General features: G+C 39.7%; 15 protein-coding genes and 1 pseudogene. 1 reads left to right on the forward strand and 15 read right to left on the reverse strand.

The genetic code is table 11. From position 1 onward, the window contains the following. Position 1: 1 nt before the first annotated feature. The 14 genes and pseudogenes from ruvA to V3Z67_RS06935 form a co-directional block, all read right to left on the reverse strand. Positions 2-583, reverse strand: coding sequence for a Holliday junction branch migration protein RuvA (gene ruvA / locus V3Z67_RS06870; RefSeq protein ID WP_330442610.1), 582 nt, complete (start codon positions 581-583; stop codon positions 2-4). Positions 584-639: 56 nt separating this feature from the next. Continuing rightward, positions 640-2,931 (reverse strand): NADP-dependent malic enzyme, encoded by a 2,292-nt coding sequence (locus V3Z67_RS06875; RefSeq protein ID WP_330442611.1) that lies wholly within the window; start codon positions 2,929-2,931, stop codon positions 640-642. 94 nt (positions 2,932-3,025) lie between these two features. Continuing rightward, a pseudogene (locus V3Z67_RS06880) lies at positions 3,026-3,169 on the reverse strand (winged helix-turn-helix domain-containing protein); the annotation flags it as partial. Then, positions 3,166-4,092 (reverse strand): tRNA epoxyqueuosine(34) reductase QueG, encoded by a 927-nt coding sequence (queG, locus tag V3Z67_RS06885; RefSeq protein WP_330442612.1) that lies wholly within the window; start codon positions 4,090-4,092, stop codon positions 3,166-3,168. The gene queG and the pseudogene V3Z67_RS06880, both read right to left, overlap by 4 nt. Positions 4,093-4,094: 2 nt before the next feature. After that, positions 4,095-5,114: a Holliday junction branch migration DNA helicase RuvB gene (gene ruvB / locus V3Z67_RS06890; protein WP_035134081.1), complete on the reverse strand. Its 1,020-nt coding sequence runs from the start codon at positions 5,112-5,114 to the stop codon at positions 4,095-4,097. Positions 5,115-5,138: 24 nt separating this feature from the next. Further along, positions 5,139-5,441, reverse strand: a complete 303-nt coding sequence (locus V3Z67_RS06895) for a GNAT family N-acetyltransferase (protein WP_330442613.1) — start codon at positions 5,439-5,441, stop codon at positions 5,139-5,141. Positions 5,442-5,527: 86 nt separating this feature from the next. Continuing rightward, positions 5,528-7,321 (reverse strand): cytochrome c oxidase subunit I, encoded by a 1,794-nt coding sequence (locus V3Z67_RS06900; protein ID WP_330442614.1) that lies wholly within the window; start codon positions 7,319-7,321, stop codon positions 5,528-5,530. A gap of 37 nt (positions 7,322-7,358) precedes the next feature. Next, the gene (locus tag V3Z67_RS06905) at positions 7,359-8,531 is read right to left on the reverse strand and encodes a cytochrome c oxidase subunit II (protein WP_330442615.1); all 1,173 of its coding nucleotides are present in this window, start codon (positions 8,529-8,531) and stop codon (positions 7,359-7,361) included. Positions 8,532-8,549: 18 nt separating this feature from the next. Beyond that, complete coding sequence (locus V3Z67_RS06910; protein WP_330442616.1) at positions 8,550-9,947, reverse strand: quinol:cytochrome C oxidoreductase; 1,398 nt, start codon at positions 9,945-9,947, stop codon at positions 8,550-8,552. A gap of 25 nt (positions 9,948-9,972) precedes the next feature. Continuing rightward, entirely contained in the window at positions 9,973-10,518 is a 546-nt protein-coding gene (locus V3Z67_RS06915) for a c-type cytochrome (protein WP_330442617.1), read from the reverse strand. 7 nt (positions 10,519-10,525) lie between these two features. Then, the gene (locus V3Z67_RS06920; protein WP_035134090.1) at positions 10,526-11,050 is read right to left on the reverse strand and encodes a DUF3341 domain-containing protein; all 525 of its coding nucleotides are present in this window, start codon (positions 11,048-11,050) and stop codon (positions 10,526-10,528) included. Between the two features lie 5 nt (positions 11,051-11,055). After that, on the reverse strand, positions 11,056-12,474 hold the full coding sequence (nrfD, locus tag V3Z67_RS06925) for an NrfD/PsrC family molybdoenzyme membrane anchor subunit (protein WP_157481699.1): 1,419 nt from the start codon (positions 12,472-12,474) through the stop codon (positions 11,056-11,058). A 38-nt stretch (positions 12,475-12,512) separates the two neighbouring features. Further along, entirely contained in the window at positions 12,513-15,572 is a 3,060-nt protein-coding gene (locus V3Z67_RS06930) for a TAT-variant-translocated molybdopterin oxidoreductase (RefSeq protein ID WP_330442618.1), read from the reverse strand. Positions 15,573-15,605: 33 nt separating this feature from the next. Then, positions 15,606-16,931 (reverse strand): cytochrome c3 family protein, encoded by a 1,326-nt coding sequence (locus tag V3Z67_RS06935; RefSeq protein ID WP_330442619.1) that lies wholly within the window; start codon positions 16,929-16,931, stop codon positions 15,606-15,608. Between the two features lie 216 nt (positions 16,932-17,147). On the opposite strand from V3Z67_RS06935, the gene V3Z67_RS06940 reads away from it, so the two are divergent. Then, the gene (locus V3Z67_RS06940) at positions 17,148-17,537 is read left to right on the forward strand and encodes an SPOR domain-containing protein (RefSeq protein ID WP_330442620.1); all 390 of its coding nucleotides are present in this window, start codon (positions 17,148-17,150) and stop codon (positions 17,535-17,537) included. A gap of 98 nt (positions 17,538-17,635) precedes the next feature. Here the strand turns inward: V3Z67_RS06940 and infB are convergent, their stop codons facing one another. Further along, positions 17,636-20,575 (reverse strand): translation initiation factor IF-2, encoded by a 2,940-nt coding sequence (gene infB / locus V3Z67_RS06945; RefSeq protein ID WP_330442621.1) that lies wholly within the window; start codon positions 20,573-20,575, stop codon positions 17,636-17,638. Positions 20,576-20,599: the final 24 nt, after the last annotated feature.

Below are 20,599 nucleotides of genomic sequence, written 5' to 3' on the forward strand. Positions count from 1 at the left end.
ACTATAAATTTTTTAATGCTTGTTTGATAATTGTTTCAACAGTAACATCCGGATTTTCCCTAACAATCTTATCTACAACTTTTTCTGCAGATTTTTTGTTAAATCCTAAAACCTCTAACGCAGATAACGCCTCATCTTTATTTGTATTGTAGCCCAATACCGAAACTTCACCCAAACCGTACACTTTTAACACTTTATCCTTAAGGTCCAGTATTACCCTTTGTGCCGTTTTTGCACCAATCCCTTTTATAGACTGGATTGTTGCCACATCTCCCGATGCGATGGCGTTTATAATTTGTTTCGGTTCAAGCGAAGAGAGCATTGTACGTGCCGTACCTGCCCCCACTCCTGAAACAGAAATAAGAAACTTAAATAGTTCCCTTTCGGCTTTCTCCATAAAACCAAAAAGAGTGTGTGCGTCTTCCTTAACCTGTAAAAAGGTATACAACCTTATGTTTTCAGAGTCAGGTAAAAGAGAAAAGGTGTGCAGGGAAATATTAACCTGGTAACCAACCCCATTACAGTCTATTACTACTTCTGTTGGTGTTTTCTCAACAAGTCTTCCCTGAAGATGTGCTATCATAACATTTTTTTATCCGTTCCCAAAAATAATAAAATTCTCTAACGATTAGCTATGTATTAATTTTTTGCCATTTTTAAACGTTTTTCCTTCTCCTGAGCATCTACAACAGCTACCGCTGCCATATTTACCATCTCCTCTACACTGGCTCCTAACTGGAAAACGTGAACAGGCTTGTTCATACCAAGCATTATAGGCCCGATAGAAACTACCTTATTGAGTTCTTTTAACAACTTATAAGTAATGTTAGCAGCATCCAAGTTAGGAAAAATTAATGTATTAACCTTTTTTCCTGCAATTTTTGAAAAAGGAAACTTATCTTTTGACATTTCTGCATTTAAGGCAAAATCAGCCTGAACTTCTCCATCTACCATTAAATCAGGATAATCACGGTGAAGTATCTGTACTGCCTCCCTTACTTTTACCGCTTCAGGATCGGGCGACGAACCATAGTTTGAGAATGATACCATTGCCAATACAGGCTCCATACCAAACATTCTTACTGTTCTTGCTGTCATAATAGCTATCTTAGCAAGCTCTTCAGCGTTTGGATTAGGGTTAATTGCCGTATCTGAAAGGAACATTGGTCCGCGTTTGGTAAGCATAAGGTTAGTAGTAGCTATTTTAGTTACACTTGGTGCTTTACCTATAAGCTGGATAATAGGTTTAACCGTTGCCGGATAACTCCTTGAATACCCTGTAACCATAGCATCGGCGTCTCCTTCGTTCACCATCATTGCCGCAAAGTAGTTACGTTCACGCATCCACTTTTGTGCATCTAAAAGGCTTACACCCCTCCGGTTCCTCGAACTCCAAAACACATCAGCATAACGGTTTCTTCTTTCCTCTTCCTCATCGGTTTTAGGATCAATAATAGCCACTTCGGCCTCAAAACCTATTTCTTCCTTAAGTTCATTTATAATTTCGCTGTTACCTAACAGGATTGGTATACCAATTTTCTCCTCATGAACAATTTGCGCAGCTTTAAGCACATCAAGATGATCTGCCTCGGCAAATACAATTCGTTTAGGATCGGTTTTAGCCCTGTTGGTAAGCAGTCTTACCATTTTGTTATCGTTACCCAGCCTGTCTAAAAGTTCCTCGGCATACTTATCCCAGTCGGTTATAGGGTTTAATGCCACACCCGACTCCATTGCTGCCTGAGCTACTGCCGGCGGCACCACTGCAATAAGCCTTGGATCAAAAGGTTTCGGGATAATATAGTCACGACCAAAGTTAAGTTTAGTTTCACCATAAGCGATATTTACCTGCTCAGGCACCGGGGCTTTAGCCAGTTCGGCAAGCGCTTTAACAGCAGCCATTTTCATAGCCTCGTTAATTTTTGTAGCCCTAACATCCATAGCACCCCTAAAGATATAAGGGAAACCAAGCACGTTATTTACCTGGTTAGGGTGATCAGATCTACCCGTTGCCATAATAATATCGTCACGTGTTGCGACAGCAAGGTCATAATCAATTTCCGGAATTGGGTTGGCCATTGCAAACACAATTGGGTCATGATTCATAGTAAGCAGCATTTCAGGTGTAAGTACATTACCTACCGAAAGTCCTAAGAAAACATCGCCTCCCTTAACCGCTTCGGCTAAAGTAACAGACTCAGCATCCTTAGCATATTTCATCTGAAGATCTAATAAATCGGTACGGCTTTTTACAAGCATACCATCTTTATCAAACATGGTTATATTTTCGGCCTTTACCCCTAAAAGCAGATAAAGGTTAGCACATGCCAAAGCAGCCGATCCTGCACCCGAAACCACCACCTTAACATCTTCAATTTTCTTATTAGCAAGCTCCAACGCATTTAAAAGTGCAGCCGAAGAAATTATGGCCGTACCGTGCTGGTCATCGTGCATTACCGGAATATTAAGCTCTTCAACAAGCCTTCTTTCAATTTCAAAAGACTCCGGCGCTTTAATATCCTCAAGGTTAATACCCCCAAAAGTAGGAGCAATATTTTTTACCGTTTCTATAAACTTATCTATATCCTTAGTATCTACCTCGATATCAAAAACATCGATATCAGCAAAAATCTTAAACAAAAGACCTTTACCCTCCATTACAGGCTTAGATGCTTCAGGACCTATGTCCCCTAAACCTAAAACCGCTGTACCGTTTGATATTACGGCTACAAGGTTACCTTTTGCAGTATATTTATAAACGTTATTTACATCTTTGGCTATTTCAAGACATGGCTCTGCCACTCCCGGAGAATAAGCTAACGACAAATCCCTTTGTGTAGCATATTTCTTTGTAGGCACCACCTGTATTTTACCCGGATGGGGTTTGGCGTGGTATAAAAGTGCTTCTCTGCGCTTACTGTACTTGTTCATTCTATTTGCTTTTATTACAGAACTTACAAAGGTAAGCGTATCGTCGAAATTGAGAAATTTTTAAGAACTTTCTTTTTATTTAATTAATGAATAGTTAACAAATGAGCTTGTAACCAAAACCCCGAACATTTACAATCTCTAACCGTGCATCTTCACTCAGCTTTTTCCTGAGCTTTGTTATATATACATCCATATTTCGTGTGGTAAAAAAATTATCATCTCCCCAAAGTCGCATCAGGGCTTAAGGAAATTTATATTTCTTGTAAGCCCTTCAAATTTTGTGCGCTTAACCGCCGAGTTTTTAAACACCGCCCTAAAAGTTTCCTCGGTAATTTCATCCCAGTCCTTTTTTGTCATGGATAATAAATCAGGATGCGGATTAAATAACGGTTCACGATGTGGTTTGGAAAAACGGTTCCACGGACATACATCCTGGCAAACATCACAACCAAAAGCCCAGTCGTCAAACTTACCCCTCATATCTGCCGGAATGTTTTCCTTAAGCTCAATGGTAAAATAAGAAATACACTTACTGCCATCAACAACATAAGGTTCTATTATTGCCTGTGTAGGGCAGGCATCAATACAGGCTGTACAACTTCCGCAATGATCTGTAGTTACACCGTCGTATTCTAAATCTATATCAACAATAAGCTCGGCAATAAAAAAGAAAGAACCCACCTGCTTACTTAACAGGTTACTGTTTTTACCTATCCAGCCCAAACCACTTTTTGCCGCCCAAGCCTTATCGAGCACCGGAGCCGAATCGACAAAAGCCCTACCTCCTACTTCACCTATATTCTCCTGAATGGAATGCAGTAGCTCCTTAAGCTTGGATTTTATTACAAAGTGATAATCCTGCCCGTAGGCATATTTTGATATTTTATAACTCCCCTCCGTCTGGATTTGCTCAGGATAGTAATTCAGTAAAAGTGAAATCACACTTTTAGCTCCGTCTACAAGCAGGGTTGGATCTAATCTTTTATCAAAGTGGTTTTCCATGTACTGCATTTGCCCGTGCCTATTCTCATTAAGCCATTTTTCCAAACGCGGTGCTTCCTCTTCAAGAAACCCGGCTTTAGATATACCACATGACAAAAAGCCGAGGCGTTTGGCTTCGGCTTTTATAAAATCAGAGTATTTCTTTCTGTTATCAGTCACTGTTAAAACAATCCTCCCTGCGTCATTCTAATCTTACCCAGATGCTTGTATGCTTTCTCGGTAACTTCTCTACCTCTTGGCGTTCTTACTATAAACCCTTCCTGAATAAGGAAAGGTTCATATACTTCTTCAATAGTCTCTCCGCTTTCAGACACTGCTGTTGCCAGTGTAGACAAACCAACAGGTCCACCTTTAAACTTATCGATTATAGTATTAAGTATCTTATTATCCATTTCATCAAGACCATGAGCATCTACATTAAGAGCCTTAAGTGAATATCTGGCTATCTCGATATCAATTTTACCATTACCTTTTATCTGGGCAAAATCACGCACTCGTCGTAAAAGTGCATTGGCAATACGGGGTGTACCACGACTGCGTCCTGCTATTTCAATAGCAGCTTCCATAGTAATAGGCATTTTAAGTATGGCAGAACTACGCTCCACTATACTCGTTAACAGCTCAGTAGTATAATACTGAAGTCGGCTTGAAATACCAAAACGGGCACGCATAGGCGCCGTTAGTAAGCCCGAACGGGTTGTAGCCCCAACCAGTGTAAACGGGTTAAGACCTATTTGTACTGAACGGGCATTAGGTCCCGACTCAATCATGATATCTATTTTAAAATCCTCCATAGCTGAGTAAAGATACTCCTCCACAACCGGACTAAGACGGTGAATCTCGTCAATAAAAAGTATATCCCTTTCATCAAGATTGGTAAGCAATCCGGCTAAATCACCCGGTTTATCTAAAACAGGCCCTGAGGTGATTTTAATACCAACCCCAAGCTCATTTGCCAGTATGTTTGCCAAAGTGGTCTTACCAAGCCCCGGAGGTCCGTGAAAAAGGGTATGATCTAAAGCTTCGTCACGAAAATTAGCCGCTTCCACAAAAACCTTTAGGTTTTCAAGCACCTGATCCTGCCCTGTAAAATCGTCAAACGACAGGGGTCTCAGCTTTTTCTCTAAATCAAGCTCTTCGGGATTAAAGTTTTTATTAGTAGGATCTAAATTCTCATTCATACAGCAAATATAATTTAATTAGGCTCACATTTGATAACCTTCAGACAACACATCATTCCACTGCGGGTTATCATCAATAAAATGAGCCACATAAGAACAGGCGGGCACAACAATTAAATTATTTTCCCTGCAATACGCCAGGCTCTTCTCAACAAGCTTTGCCGCAATGCCTCTTCCCCTCAAATCAACAGGAACTTCTGTGTGGTTTAAAAAGATTTTTTTGCCATCGGTATAGAATTCCAAAAAAGCAATGTTATCTTCATCCACAACCAGTTCAAACTGATTCATGTTTTTGTTAACACTAAAAGTATAATCTTCTGCCATCATATCATTTCTTATTTTATATAAAAATAAGCATTTAAACAAAAAGCCTCCCTGTTAGGAGAGGCTTTTATTATGATATGTACCATTTATTAATGGTGTAACTGTTCTTCGTTTGGTTTCATCGGTACAGTTTGAGGTACGAAGTCTTCATCGTGACCTGGTTTACTGTAGTCATATGGCCATCTGTAAACTTCAGGAATTTCACCTGGCCAGTTACCGTGAATATGCTCAACCGGAGTAGTCCACTCAAGAGTGTTTGATCTCCATGGGTTTTGAGGAGCTTTTTTACCTTTAAAGATGCTGTAGAAGAAGTTCCAAAGGAACACTAACTGGAATGCAGCACCAATAATAGCAAACATAGTGATGATAACGTTAACATCTGCAAGGTCATCAAATAAAGGGAAAGCAGAGTTAGTATAGTAACGCCTTGGAAGACCCGCCATACCTATAAAGTGCATTGGGAAGAATACTCCGTAAGCACATACTGCAGTTACCCAGAAGTGAATGTAACCAAGGTTCTTGTTCATCATTCTACCGAACATTTTAGGGAACCAGTGGTAAATACCGGCAAACATACCGTATAGAGCAGAGATACCCATTACTAAGTGGAAGTGAGCCACAACGAAGTAAGTATCGTGAACGTTAATATCAAGTGTACTGTCACCTAGAATGATACCTGTAAGACCACCAGTGATGAAAGTAGATACAAGACCGATAGAGAATAGCATTGCAGGGTTCATTTGCAGGTTACCTCTCCATAGCGTTGTAATATAGTTGAATGCCTTAACAGCCGATGGAATCGCAATAAGAAGTGTTGTAAAGGTAAACACAGATCCTAAGAACGGGTTCATACCTGATACGAACATGTGGTGACCCCAAACGATTGTTGAAAGGAATGCAATTGCAAGAATAGAAGCAATCATCGCACGGTAACCAAAGATTGGTTTACGTGAGTTAGTTGCAATAATTTCAGATGTAATACCTAATGCAGGTAGTAATACGATATATACCTCAGGGTGACCTAAGAACCAAAATAGGTGCTCAAATAATACAGGAGAACCTCCCTGGTAGTGAAGAACGTCACCAGCGATAAAGATATCTGAAAGGAAGAATGAAGTACCGAAACTTCTATCGAATATTAATAGTAATGCAGCAGAAAGTAATACAGGGAACGAAACTATACCGATAACAGCAGTAATAAAGAATGCCCAGATTGTAAGAGGTAGTCTTGTCATAGACATACCTTTTGTTCTAAGGTTAATTACAGTTACCACATAGTTAAGTGATCCCATAAGTGACGAAGCAATGAATATTGCCATAGATACTAACCAAAGTGTCATACCTGCACCAGAACCACCTATTGCCTGCGGAAGTGCACTTAAAGGAGGGTATATTGTCCAACCTGCTGAAGCCGGTCCTGCCTCTACGAATAGAGAGATAACCATGATTACAGAAGAAAGGAAGAATAACCAGTATGATATCATGTTCATGAAACCTGATGCCATATCCCTTGCACCAATTTGTAACGGAATAAGAAGGTTACTGAAAGTACCACTTAAACCTGCAGTCAATACAAAAAATACCATGATGGTACCGTGAATGGTTACAAGCGCCAGATAGATATCGTTACGCATTACTCCACCCGGAGCAAATTTATCTCCTAAAAGAACTTTAAAAATTGTGAAAGACTCTTCCGGCCATGCAATTTGCATACGGAATAATAATGACATCACAATACCAATAATACCCATAACTACACCGGTAAGCAGGTATTGCTTAGCGATCATTTTGTGATCTATACTAAAGATATACTTCGTGATGAAGGTCTCTTTGTGATGTCCATGATCATCGTGACCGTGTACTTCGTGTCCTACTGCTGACATATTTCTTTAATTTGAATATTTAAAAAGAATTATTTTATTATTTATGGTCTACTACTGCTGTAGAATCGTTTACAGTTGCTGCCTCTTGCTCTTCAGTAGCAGGAGCAGGAGCCGCCTCAGCCGGAGCTTCACTAGCCTGAGATTCTTTTACAGCTGCACCAAGTGTTTTTTTCTCACCTAACCATTTATTAAAGTCGGCCTCATCCTCAACAACAATCTTCATTTGCATGTTGTAGTGAGATGCACCACAAATTTTGTTACAAAGAAGTAAGTAGTCAAATGTATAAGGAGAAAGAGCTTCACCACCATCAGCAATTAAATCAGCACTTTTCTCAGATCTGATTTTGTTAATGTTAGCTACTTTATCCATGATTTTTGGATCTAAACGTATCTCTTCAGTTGTGATTGTAGGAGTAAAGGCAAACTGTGTTACCATACCAGGCACTACGTTCATTTGAGCTCTGAAGTGAGGCATGTAAGCAGAGTGAAGTACATCCTGAGAACGGAACTTAAATATAACCTGCTTACCTTTTGGTAGGTGAAGTTCTGTAGACTGGATATCATCCTGAGCATTTGGATCAGACATATCCACACCTAAAGTATTAACACCTTCAATATATCTTACGTTAGCTTTACCAAGTACACCGTCTTCACCGGCATATCTTGCTTCCCAGCTAAATTGTTTAGCATAAATTTCAACAACAATAGTATCTTCTTTATTCTCATCAACAAACATGATGTTTGTCCAGGCATAAAGACCGTAAAGTATAAGACCTGCAAGTACAATTACCGGGATAATTGTCCATACAAATTCCAGTTTGTCGTTATCTGCATAATAAAAAGCAACCTGTCCTTTTTTACCTCTGTATTTAAATGCGAAGTAGTGTAAAAGGAACTGAGTAATCGTTTGTACAATAAAGATTAATACTAACGAAATAGTCATCAAGTTATCATACTGCGGACCATGCTCTGATGCAGGAGTACCTAATACAAGGTGACCCCATTTTACAAGAGAGTATATAGTGAACACATAGATGAAGCCAAGAAAGGCAAACATCAGGTAACCATTTACATTATTATCTCTATCATTAGCAACTTCTGAATCGCCGTTAACAGCTGTGCCGATTTGAGTTAAATCAAATATTTTAGTTAATTGCCATATTGCAATGCCTAATAAAACTAAAACTATAACTATCAATAAACTTGTCATCTGTTTATTCTTTAAATATTAATAATGAAAATGCTTACTTTCTTCAATCAGCGGGTTACGCTTAGCTAATAACGGCGCTTTTGAAATGGCACTGAACACAACAAAGATAAACAATCCCATAAAGAATAGTATAGAACCTATCTCACCAGCTCCAATGAACCACTGATCACCAACTGTTGCAGGCATAATCATGTTGAAGAAATCTACATAGTGACCGCAAAGGATGATTGTACCTGCAAGAACTACAATCCATGTAAGACGTTTAAAGTCTGTATTAACAAGGATAAGTACAGGCAGAACAAAGTTCATAACAACCATACCAAAGAAAGGAAGATTATAGTGTTCAATTCTTGTTACAAAGTAAGTAATCTCTTCCGGTATATCAGCATACCATATAAGCATGAACTGAGAGAACCAAAGGTAAGTCCAGAATACACTGAAACCAAACATGAATTTAGCTAAATCGTGTATGTGGCTAGTATTTACATACTCTAAATAACCCTGAGATTTTAGGTAAAGAGTAACCATTGCAATAACAGTAACTGCACTTACAACAAAACTTGCAAACACATACCATCCGAATAGCGTACTAAACCAGTGTGGATCTACAGACATGATCCAATCCCAAGACATGATAGACTCTGATACGATGAAGAATACAAGGAATGAAGCCGCAGCTTTAAAACTCTTCTTAAAGTTCAGGTTATCTGATGCCTCATCCTGAGCTAAAGAAACTTTTCTTGCATACTGACGGTAGAAAATCCATCCACCCATGAAAAGAGCTGCTCTGATAAGGAAGAAAGGACCGTTAAGGTAGCCCGATTTACCCTGAATTAAATGATCGTGAGCAACCACATCCTTGTCCATCCATATGAACAGGTGGTGTGATCCCATAACACCTAATACAAGTAATAAAAATACTATAACAGCACCAGGGATAAGGTAAGCAGATATACCTTCCATAACTCTAAACAATACAGGAGACCATCCTGCAGATGCAGCGTTTTGGATAGCATAGAAAGCTAATGCCCCAAGTGAAATTAACATAAAGAATAAAGCCGCTACATAAACACCAGCCCAAGGCTTGTTTTGTAATTGATGTAAAACGTGCTCTAGGTGATGAGTGTGTTCATCGTGTGCTTCATGAGCTTCTGCTCCGTGAGCATCATGTGCATCGTGACCCGCTGCTGCATGAGCATCTTCAGAGTGAGCTGTATTAACATGAGCATCTTTAGCATCATGGTGCTCTGCGCCTTCAGCGTGAGCATCACCGTGATGACCGTGTTGACTGGCTAATATTGCCTCAACATCATTGATATCTTTTGGCGCAGTAAAAAAACTATAACCGATCCCCAGAACACCTACGATCATAAGGATGAAAGAAAAAGTTTTTAATTTACTTGAAAATGTATACATATTTTATGCTTTCAGTGTTCTACAATTATAATTCACTCCTAAGTTTCATTACATAGTGAGCTACCTGCCAACGCTCTTCCTGACTTAACTGGTTAGCATGAGAACCCATACTATTAAGACCGTAAGTAACTACATGAAACACACTTCCTTCAGTAATTTGCCTGTCTTTGTAGTTAGGCACCCCAAGGAATTTTTCTCTTTTTACCAGGTTTCCTTTACCATCACCTTTATCACCGTGACAAACTGCACAGTAAATCGTGAAAAGCTGTTCAGCTCTTGGTAAGTCAACTTCAGCACTGTCAAGAGGAGATACTAAGTTAGCTTTAGCTAAATCGTAACCTTCAGTACTATTTTCATATTCGTATGGAGTAAAACCTCTCGGTATAGATCCTTCAGCCGGAAGCTGACCTTCTTTACCGTTAGCGAAAGTTGGAACCTCAGAATAAGTTTCATAAGGAACCGGCTCATACATATTTGGAAAATACTGGTAGTTTGGACGCGATTTATCGAAGCAGGAAGTAGCTACTGCCGACACACATGCCAATAATGCTATTTTATATAATGCTTTCATATCTCTCTTAATGCTTTTCAATTACTTTTACTTCCACAGCTCCTGTGTTCTCAAAGAATGAAACCATCTGGTCTACATCACCGTGAACAGAAACTTCCATTAAAAAATGGTCATCTGTAGTTCTTACATCCGGGTTCTCTGCCTCTTTAAATGGCCATAATTTACTTCTCATATAGAAAGTAATTACCATTAAGTGAGCTGCGAAGAATACTGTCATCTCAAACATTACCGGTACGAATGCAGGCATGTTTTGAATGAAACTGAAACTTGGCTTACCACCAATATCCTGTGGCCAGTCTACAATCATAATGTAGTATAACATAGATGTAGCAACAGATAAACCTACTAAACCATATAAGAAAGAGCAAATAGCTAATCTTGTAGGAGCAAGACCCATGGCCTTATCTAACCCGTGAACCGGGAAAGGTGTATAAACTTCTTCAATGTGATGATGAGCAGCACGCGTTTGCTTAACGGCATCCATCAGGATATCATCATCATTGTATAGTACATGTATAACTTTATTACTCATGATTCTTAATGATTATCTGAATGTGAATGATTGTTGTGTCCTTCCTGATCTCTTAATTTCTTGTACTTCTCACTTGAAGTTTTCATGATAGATTTTACCTCTGCCTGTGCAATTACAGGGAAGCTTCTTGAGTAAAGTAAGAATAATACAAAGAAGAAACCAATTGTACCAATGAAGAAACCTGCATCTACAAATGTAGGCTGGAACATAGTCCATGATGATGGCAGGTAATCTCTGTGAAGTGAGGTAACGATAATTACGAAACGCTCAAACCACATACCGATGTTTACCACGATAGAGATAATAAACGATGCCATGATACTAGTTCTGATCTTTTTAGACCACATAACCTGTGGAGAAACAACATTACAAGTCATCATTAATAGGTATGACCACCAGTAAGGACCTGTTGCTCTGTTAAGGAATGCATATTGCTCGTATTCAACTCCTGAATACCATGCAATAAATAACTCAGTAATATAAGCTGTACCAACAATCGAACCTGTAATCATGATAATGATGTTCATAAGCTCAATATGCTGTATTGTAATGTAAGCTTCAAGGTTTGATACCTTCCTCATAATGATAAGAAGCGTGTTTACCATTGCAAATCCAGAGAAGATCGCACCGGCAACGAAGTATGGAGGAAGAATTGTAGTGTGCCATCCCGGTATAACCGAAGTAGCAAAGTCAAACGATACGATAGTGTGTACAGAAAGTACAAGAGGAGTTGCTAAACCGGCAAGTACAAGAGAAACCTCTTCAAAACGCTGCCAGTCTTTTGCTCTACCACTCCATCCGAAACTAACGATCGAGTATACTCTTTTTGTGAAAGGAGTTACAGCTCTGTCACGAAGCATTGCAAAGTCAGGTAATAAACCTGTCCACCAGAAAACAAGTGAAACAGACAGATAAGTAGAAATTGCAAATACGTCCCAAAGTAGAGGTGAGTTAAAGTTAACCCAAAGTGAACCGAACTGGTTAGGAACCGGCATTACCCAGTAAGCTAACCAAGGGCGACCCATGTGGAATACAGGGAACATTGCTGCCTGAATTACCGAGAAGATGGTCATCGCCTCTGCAGAACGGTTAATCGCCATTCTCCACTTTTGACGGAATAATAATAATACTGCTGAAATTAGTGTTCCGGCGTGACCGATACCAACCCACCAAACGAAGTTAGTAATATCCCAGGCCCAGCCAACTGTTTTATTTGAACCCCAAGTACCGATACCTGTTCCAACTGTGTAAGCCACACAACCTACACCCCATAGGAAAGCTGCCAAAGCGATCGAGAATACAATCCACCATTGCTTATTTGCCCTGCCTTCCACCGGTGCTGCAACATCTACTGTTACATCGTGAAAATTTTTATCACCTATAACTAAAGGTTTTCTAATGGGTGCTTCGTAATGAGACGACATAATCCTTTATATTGTTTCTTATTAATACTTATTTGATTTTAGGTGTTTCTTACTTTAACCTGGAAGAATACGTTAGGCTGAGTACCTACATGCTCCAGTAGGTGATACATCCTGTCATCTTCTTTAAGTTTAGTAACTGTATCCTCTGGGTTGTTGATATCCCCGAATACAAGTGCTCCAGATCCACAAGCCTCTGAACAAGCTGTTGAGAATTCATCCTTAGCAACCGGACGACCTTCTCTCTTAGCTTTTAAGATTGTTGCCTGAGTCATTTGTAAACATAGAGAACATTTCTCCATTACACCTCTAGAACGTACGTTAACATCAGGGTTAAGAACCATACGTCCTAAATCGTCATTCATATGGTAATCAAACTCACTGTTCTTGTTATAAAGGAACCAGTTGAAACGACGCACTTTGTAAGGACAGTTGTTAGCACAGTAACGAGTACCCACACAACGGTTGTAAGCCATGTGGTTTTGACCCTGACGACCGTGTGATGTAGCCGCTACCGGACATACAGTTTCACATGGTGCGTGGTTACAGTGCTGACAGAATACCGGCTGGAATGCAACCTGTGGGTTTTCTGCCGGATCTTCCATAGCATTAAATGTACTGATAGAGTCCATTAAGCCGGAAGTATTCTCTTTAAGCTCTACATCCTCTGCGAAAGTCTCCTCAGAAGAATAGTACCTATCGATACGTAACCAGTGCATATCACGGCTTCTTCTAACTTCAGACTTACCTACAACCGGAACGTTGTTTTCAGAGTGACAAGCTATAACACAAGCTCCACAACCTGTACAAGCATTAAGGTCGATTGACAAGTTAAAGTGGTGACCTACTGTTCTGTCAAAGGACTCCCATAAGTCAACCGAAGTAGAAGCTACTTCACTGTGATCTAAAGAAACCTGAGGAAGTTCATTCCATTCAGAAGCATCTTTAGTATTGAATATTTCGAGGGTAGTTTCTTTTACGATATCTCCTCTACCCATTAATGTTTTTTGTAACTGTAAACAAGCAAACTCGTGGTCACCGTTTCCTTTAGAAATTTTAGCCGACTGGAACGAGTTGAAGTTTTTGTATACAGGGTAAGCATTGATACCTACCTGCATTTCCTGCTTCATTGCCGCTGTACGACCGTAACCTAAAGAAAGACCTAATGTACCTACGGCCTGACCCGGCTGGATCATTACAGGAACATTTTCAAGTTTTACTCCGTTTACCTCAAGAGTAGCATAGCTACCATTAAGACCACCATTAGCAACATGGTAATTTTTAAGCTCCAGCTTTTCAGCATCAGCTTTAGCAACTGTTACATAGTTATCCCAAGATGCTCTTGTAATTGGATCAGGGAACTCCTGCAACCATGGGTTATTAGCCTGCTGACCATCACCCATACCTGTTTTAGTATAAAGTACAAGCTCAAAATCTCCCGCAGCTTTAGCACCTGCTAATGCAGTCGCAGCACCACCAAAGTCAGCAGCACCAGCCGTAAGAGCAGGAACGTTTTCTGAAACAGAAATACCATCGTGAACTAATTGATTCCATGATTTCCCTGTAAAGAACTCAGAAGAAGAAGCTTTTAAATATTCGTAGTAAGATTGTGAGTTACCACTCCAGCTTAATAAAGCATCCTGAAGTTGTTTTGTATCAAACAAAGGACGGATAGTTGGCTGAGTAACACTGTAAGTACCTTTTGTGATAACTACATCACCCCAAGACTCAAGATAGTGAGGGGCAGCAGCAGCTACAGTAGTATGAGCTGCAGTTTCATCCTCTTTCATAGAGAATGCAACAGAAAGTTTTACCTTACCTAAAGCCTCTTTAAATTCAGCTCCGTTTGGTAAAGTATACACAGGATTAACTCCACTCATAATAAGCGCGCTAACACTTCCTGCTTTAATATCATTGATAAGCACCTGCACCTGTTTAGCATCACCCTTACGAGTGTAACGAGCCTCTTCCGGCTTGAATGCCTCACTTTGAAGCGCTTGGTTAATTGCAATTACAAGAAGCTGAGCATTAACATCGTCTAAACCTGTCATAACAACACCTTTAGATCCGGCAGCTTTTAACTGCTTAGCAGCCTTCTTAACCTCTGCAGCATATTTCTCACCTACAGCAGGAACGCTTACAGAAGAACCTGTAACCTCATTATATAAATGAACTAATGCGTGTTTTTGTTGAGTAACAGTTAAAGGTATACGCTTATCTGCATTAGAACCTGACAGAGTAAGATTTGCCTCCATCTGGATATGCTTAGACATTTTACCCAGTTTCGGGATACGCTTACCGGCATAACCAGTATCATACCCTCCACCTTGCCAGTCACCTAAGAAATCTGCTCCAACAGCAACAATAACATCAGCACTTGAAAGATCGTAATTAGCTAAAGCTCTCTCACCATAAACAGTCTGGTAAGCATCCAGAGCCTCAGACGAAGAAACTGAATCATAAACAACATGCTTAAAGTTCGCATACTTGGCACCAAATTCAGCAATAAGCTTATCTGTAGACGGGCTAGCCATAGTGTTAGTTAATAAAACTACCTGACCACCACTTGCTGCAGCTTCTGCTAAACCAGCTTTAACCCTGGTATCAACCTCTTCCCATGAAGCCGGCTTACCAGCAACCATAGGCTGCTTTAAACGCATGCTGTCATAAAGAGAAAGAACAGAGGCATAAACCCTTGCGTTAGCACTAATGCCCGAACCAGGCATTCTGTTATTCTCAACCTTAATTGGCCTACCCTCACGGGTTTTGATTAATATGTTTGCAAAATCAAAACCATCCGCTATTGTAGTTGCATAGTAATCTGCAACACCCGGAATGATTTCCTCTGGTTGAACCACATAAGGAATCGACTTAATTACTGGTCCTTCACACGCTGCAAGAGAAGCTGCAGCAGTACTGAACCCGACATATTTCAAAAAGTCACGACGGCTTGTTGAAGAAGAAGACATAGCCTCTTCATTACCAAGAAATTCATCAGTAGGAATCTCCTCAACAAACTCATTGTTTCTTAGCGTCTCAACAATAGAACTGTTTTCGTTCAGTTCTTCAACACTTTGCCAGTATTTTTTGTTTGATGCCATGTTGTATATAGATATTAGCTTCTTAAAAATTGATTAATAGTGACATTTTCCACACTCTGTACCTCCCATGTTGGCAGCTGTAAGCTTCTGCACACCATATTTCTTAGCAAGTTCGTCGTGGATTTTTTTGTAGTAGTCGTTACCTTCTACTTTCACATTTGTCTCACGGTGACAGTTAATACACCAGCCCATTGTTAAAGGAGCGTTTTGTTTCATAATCTCAAACGTCTCAACAGGACCATGACATGTTTGACATTCAACACCAGCTACAGAAACGTGCTGAGAGTGATTGAAGTAAACAAAGTCTGGAAGATTATGAATTCTAACCCATTTAACCGGTTTAGTTTTACCTGTGTATTGTTGTGCAGATTTATCCCAACCTACAGCGTCGTATAGTTTTTGGATTTCTGCAGTATAGAATTCTTTTGAATATTCAACGTAAGTAGAATCTTTGCTACCTGAGAACTCAGAGATGTTTTTATGACAGTTCATACAAACATTAAGAGACGGTATACCTGAAGTTTTACTTACCCTTGCAGAAGAGTGACAGTATTTACAATCAATACCGTTTTCACCTGCGTGAATTTTATGAGAGAAATGTATTGGCTGAATTGGCTCGTACCCTTGATCAACCCCAATTTGCATTAAGTAACCATAAAGGAAGTACGCACCCGATAATAATAATAGGATTGAAGTAACCAAAACCAAGAACTGGTTTCTTGCATAAGCCTGCCAGAAAGACACTGTATTTCCTTTTTTAGAAACATCAACACCGTTTGCAGCAGCAACTTTTCTTAATGTACTGTTCACAAGAACCAACATAACAATAAGAACTAAAAGAACAAGAACAAGCGCCCCAAGAATTAGATTATTAGAAGCACCACTTTCCTGAGCAACAACAGCAGAACCAGGACCTGGCCCCGGAGGAGTCACTTTTGGCTCCGACGTATACGCCATGATATTGTCTATATCCCCATTAGAAAGCTGAGGAAACGCAGTCATTGTAACGTTGTTGTTATCAGCAAACAGCTTTACAGCTGTAGCATCACCTGATTTAATTAGCTCACTACTGTTACGAACCCATTTGTAAAGCCACTCACGGTCATGCTTTTCAGCAACACCCCTTAGAGCAGGACCTGTTGCTTTACCATCAAGCTTGTGACATGCAGCACATAATGAATTGAACAATTCTTTACCTTTTTTCGGATCTCCGGCACCTGCCGAAGCCGCAGCTTCCTGACCTGCATCAGCCGCCGGAGCAGCATCTTGCGCGTAAGAAGCAAATGAGAATGAGAGCGATAAAGCTAAACAGAAAAATAAAATTCTCGAAAACGAAGTATGGTTACCCACTTTTTTCATATTAAAAAATGATTATCGACTTAAATTGGTATAGTTTTTAAGGGTATATTTGAATGAATCTATATACTTTTTTAAAAACTCCCACAAAAATACGACTTATGTACTATTCTCAAACCTTAATTAAATCTTAAAGCATAATTTATAACAATTCTAAATAAATATATTCTAACAAGATTTTGTAATAAATCGTAATTTTGCATTCAAACCCAATTCATTATGAGAATTTTAAAAATAAACACCCTAAAAATAGCTGCAGTTTTTCTTACTTTTTATTCTTTAGAAAGTAACGCCCAACAACAGGAAAATCCTATCTCTCAGGACCCCAAATTTGAGCAATTACTAAATGAAAAAAGAAAACTGAATTCAAACATCGATATTAACGACCGATACAAGATTCAGATTTACTATGGAGAGAACAGTAATGCCCGAAAAACATTAGCTGAATTTAAAAAAGAATACCAAGATTTAGATGGCACAATAATATTTGAAAGCCCAACCTACAAAGTATGGGTCGGCAGCTTTAAATCACGCATAGAAGCCGAAAGACAGCTTGTAAAGGTAAAAGAGAAATACCCTTATGCCTTATTGATAAAACCAAGCAAATAACAGCTCATAAACAATAAAAACAACTATCAAACAAAAGATATCAAAGCAAAAAAGTCCGGCCAATAGCCGGACTTTTTGTCATATATAAACTCTTATTATTATTTAAGCGTCTTTTTAACTTCAACCTCCTGGAATGCTTCAATAACATCACCAATTTGGATATCGTTATAGTTTTTAACCTGCATACCACAGTCGTAACCTTTAGATACCTCTTTAACATCATCTTTAAATCGCTTAAGCGTAGCAAGCTCTCCGGTATAGATAACCACACCATCCCTGATAAGACGGATTTTAGAGCTTCTGTATATCTTACCATCTGTAACCATACATCCGGCAATAGTACCCACTTTAGAAATTTTGAATGTTTCACGGATCTCTGCAGTACCGGTAACTTCTTCTTTAAGTTCCGGAGAAAGCATTCCTTCCATAGCATCCTTAACATCATCAATAGCATCATAGATAATAGAGTAGTTTCTGATATCGATTTCCTCTTTCTCTGCAAGTTGCTTAGCACTACCCATTGGTCTTACGTTAAATCCGATAATAATCGCATCTGAAGCCGAAGCTAATAATACGTCAGACTCTGTAATAGCACCTACACCTTTATGTATGATATTGATTTGAATTTCTTCTGTAGACAGTTTAGAGAACGAGTCAGACAATGCCTCAACCGAACCATCCACGTCACCTTTAAGGATAATGTTAAGTTCCTTGAACTGACCTAAAGCAATCCTACGTCCAATCTCAGCAAGCGTAATGTGACGCTGAGTACGTACCGCCTGCTCACGTAGTAACTGAGTACGTTTTGCAGCAATTTGCTTAGCCTCTTTCTCATCTTCAAACACGTTGAACTTGTCACCCGCCGTTGGCGCACCATCAAGACCCAGTAGCGATACCGGTGTTGAAGGACCTGCCTCCTGTAGGCTGTTTCCGCGCTCATCGTGCATTGCTTTTACCTTACCGTGGTGTTTACCAGCAAGTACATAATCACCTACTTTTAAAGTACCACCCTGTACAAGTACAGTAGCTACATAACCCCTACCTTTATCAAGGAAGGCCTCAACTACAGTACCAACTGCAGGCTTATCAGGGTTAGCTTTAAGATCAAGAATCTCTGCTTCAAGTAATACTTTTTCAAGTAATTCTTTCACACCTAAACCTGTTTTTGCAGATATATCGTGCGACTGAATTTTACCCCCCCAGTCTTCCACTAACAGGTTCATACCTGCTAAGCGTTCTTTAATTTTATCCGGGTTAGCCGTTGGCTTATCAACTTTGTTTATTGCAAATATAATTGGCACACCAGCTGCCTGAGCGTGGTTAATTGCCTCTTTTGTTTGTGGCATGATATCGTCGTCCGCAGCAATTACGATAATAGCGATATCTGTTACCTGAGCACCACGTGCACGCATCGCGGTAAATGCCTCGTGACCCGGTGTATCAAGGAATGCGATTTTTTGTCCGCTTTCAAGAGTTACTCCATATGCACCAATGTGCTGTGTAATACCTCCCGACTCACCTGCGATTACATTTTCCTTACGGATGTAGTCAAGTAACGACGTTTTACCGTGGTCAACGTGACCCATTACTGTAACGATAGGTGCTCTGAACTGTAAATCTTCTTCTTTATCTTCTACAACCTCTATTGATTCTTCAATATCAGCCGTTGTAATTTTAACCTCATAACCAAACTCATCAGCAACAATAGTAAGTGTTTCAGCATCTAAACGCTGGTTCATACTTACCATGATTCCTAACGACATACATACAGAGATTACCTTAGTAATAGGCACATCCATCATACTTGCAATTTCACCTACTGTAACAAACTCTGTTACTTTAAGCACTTTGCTTCCTTCTTCAAGCTGTTTTTGCTCGTCATCAGTACGCTGACGGTGTGTTTCACGCTTATCTCTTCTGTACTTAGCCGCCTTAGACTTGCTACCTTTACCCTGAAGTTTTTCAAGGGTTTCTCTAATTTGGTTTTTAACTTCTTCATCGGTAGGCTCTACCTTGTTAACAATAGCCTGACGCTTGTTGTTGCCTCTGTTATTATTGTTACCAAATCTGTTACCGCCACCTTGTCTGTTACCACCTTGGTTATTTCCTCCCTGTTGGTTACCGCCCTGGTTGTTACCACCACCCTGAGGCTTGGTAGTTATTCTTTTTCTCTTATTCTTGTTATTGTTATTTCCGCCCTGGTTGTTATTTCCGCCTTTGTTATCTTTTTTAGGCTCTTCTTTTTTCTTCTTAGCTTTTTCGAATTGGGAAAGATCTATGGTTTTACCCGTAAAGGTAGTACCGCTAAGTTTTTGATATTGTGTTTTAATAACATCCTCTACAGGCGTTGCTCCTTCACCTTCTTTAGGTGTTTCCTGCTTAGGTGCCTGTTGTTTTGGAGCTTCCTGTTTTGGCGCATGTTGCGGCTTATCCTGTTTTTTGTGTTTAACAGGTTGTTCCTGCTGTTTTGCAGGCTGCTGCTGTTTTGCTTTTGGAGCCTCCTGCTTTGGCGCAGGTGCTTCCTCAGGTTTTTTAACCTCTTCTTGTGCTTTCACAGGTTCCGGTTGTTTTACAGGTTCCTCTTTAGCTTTTGGAGCCTCCTCTTTAGGTGCAGTTTCCTGCACAGGTTCCCCCACAGTGTCTGAAGATTGTTGCTGAGCCTTTTTATCAGAATTAAGATCTATTTTACCCACTGCTACCGGACCGGATATACTCGCTCTGGCACGGATTACTTCCTGCCTTTGCTTTTCTTCCTCTTCCTGCTGCTTACGTTTCTCTTCTAACTCACGCTCCCTCTCCAGCCTTAGAGCCTCCTTCTCCTTCCTTTTCTCTTCACTCACTTCAAGAGAAGCCTCTTTCTTACCTTTATCGGCAGAAAACTGGTTAATAAGAGCTTTATATTCCTCGTTGGATATTTTAGCATTAGGGGTAGCATCAATATTATGCCCCTTATCCTTAAGAAACTCAACAGCCCTGTCCAGCGAAATGTTTAATTCTCTTAAAACTTTATTTAATCTTATTACTCTTTCTTCAGACATAAAATCTTTTTAATATTATCTTTC

Origin of the sequence: Flavobacterium sp. C4GT6, from assembly GCF_036347315.1 — a bacterium.
GTDB lineage: Bacteria > Bacteroidota > Bacteroidia > Flavobacteriales > Flavobacteriaceae > Flavobacterium.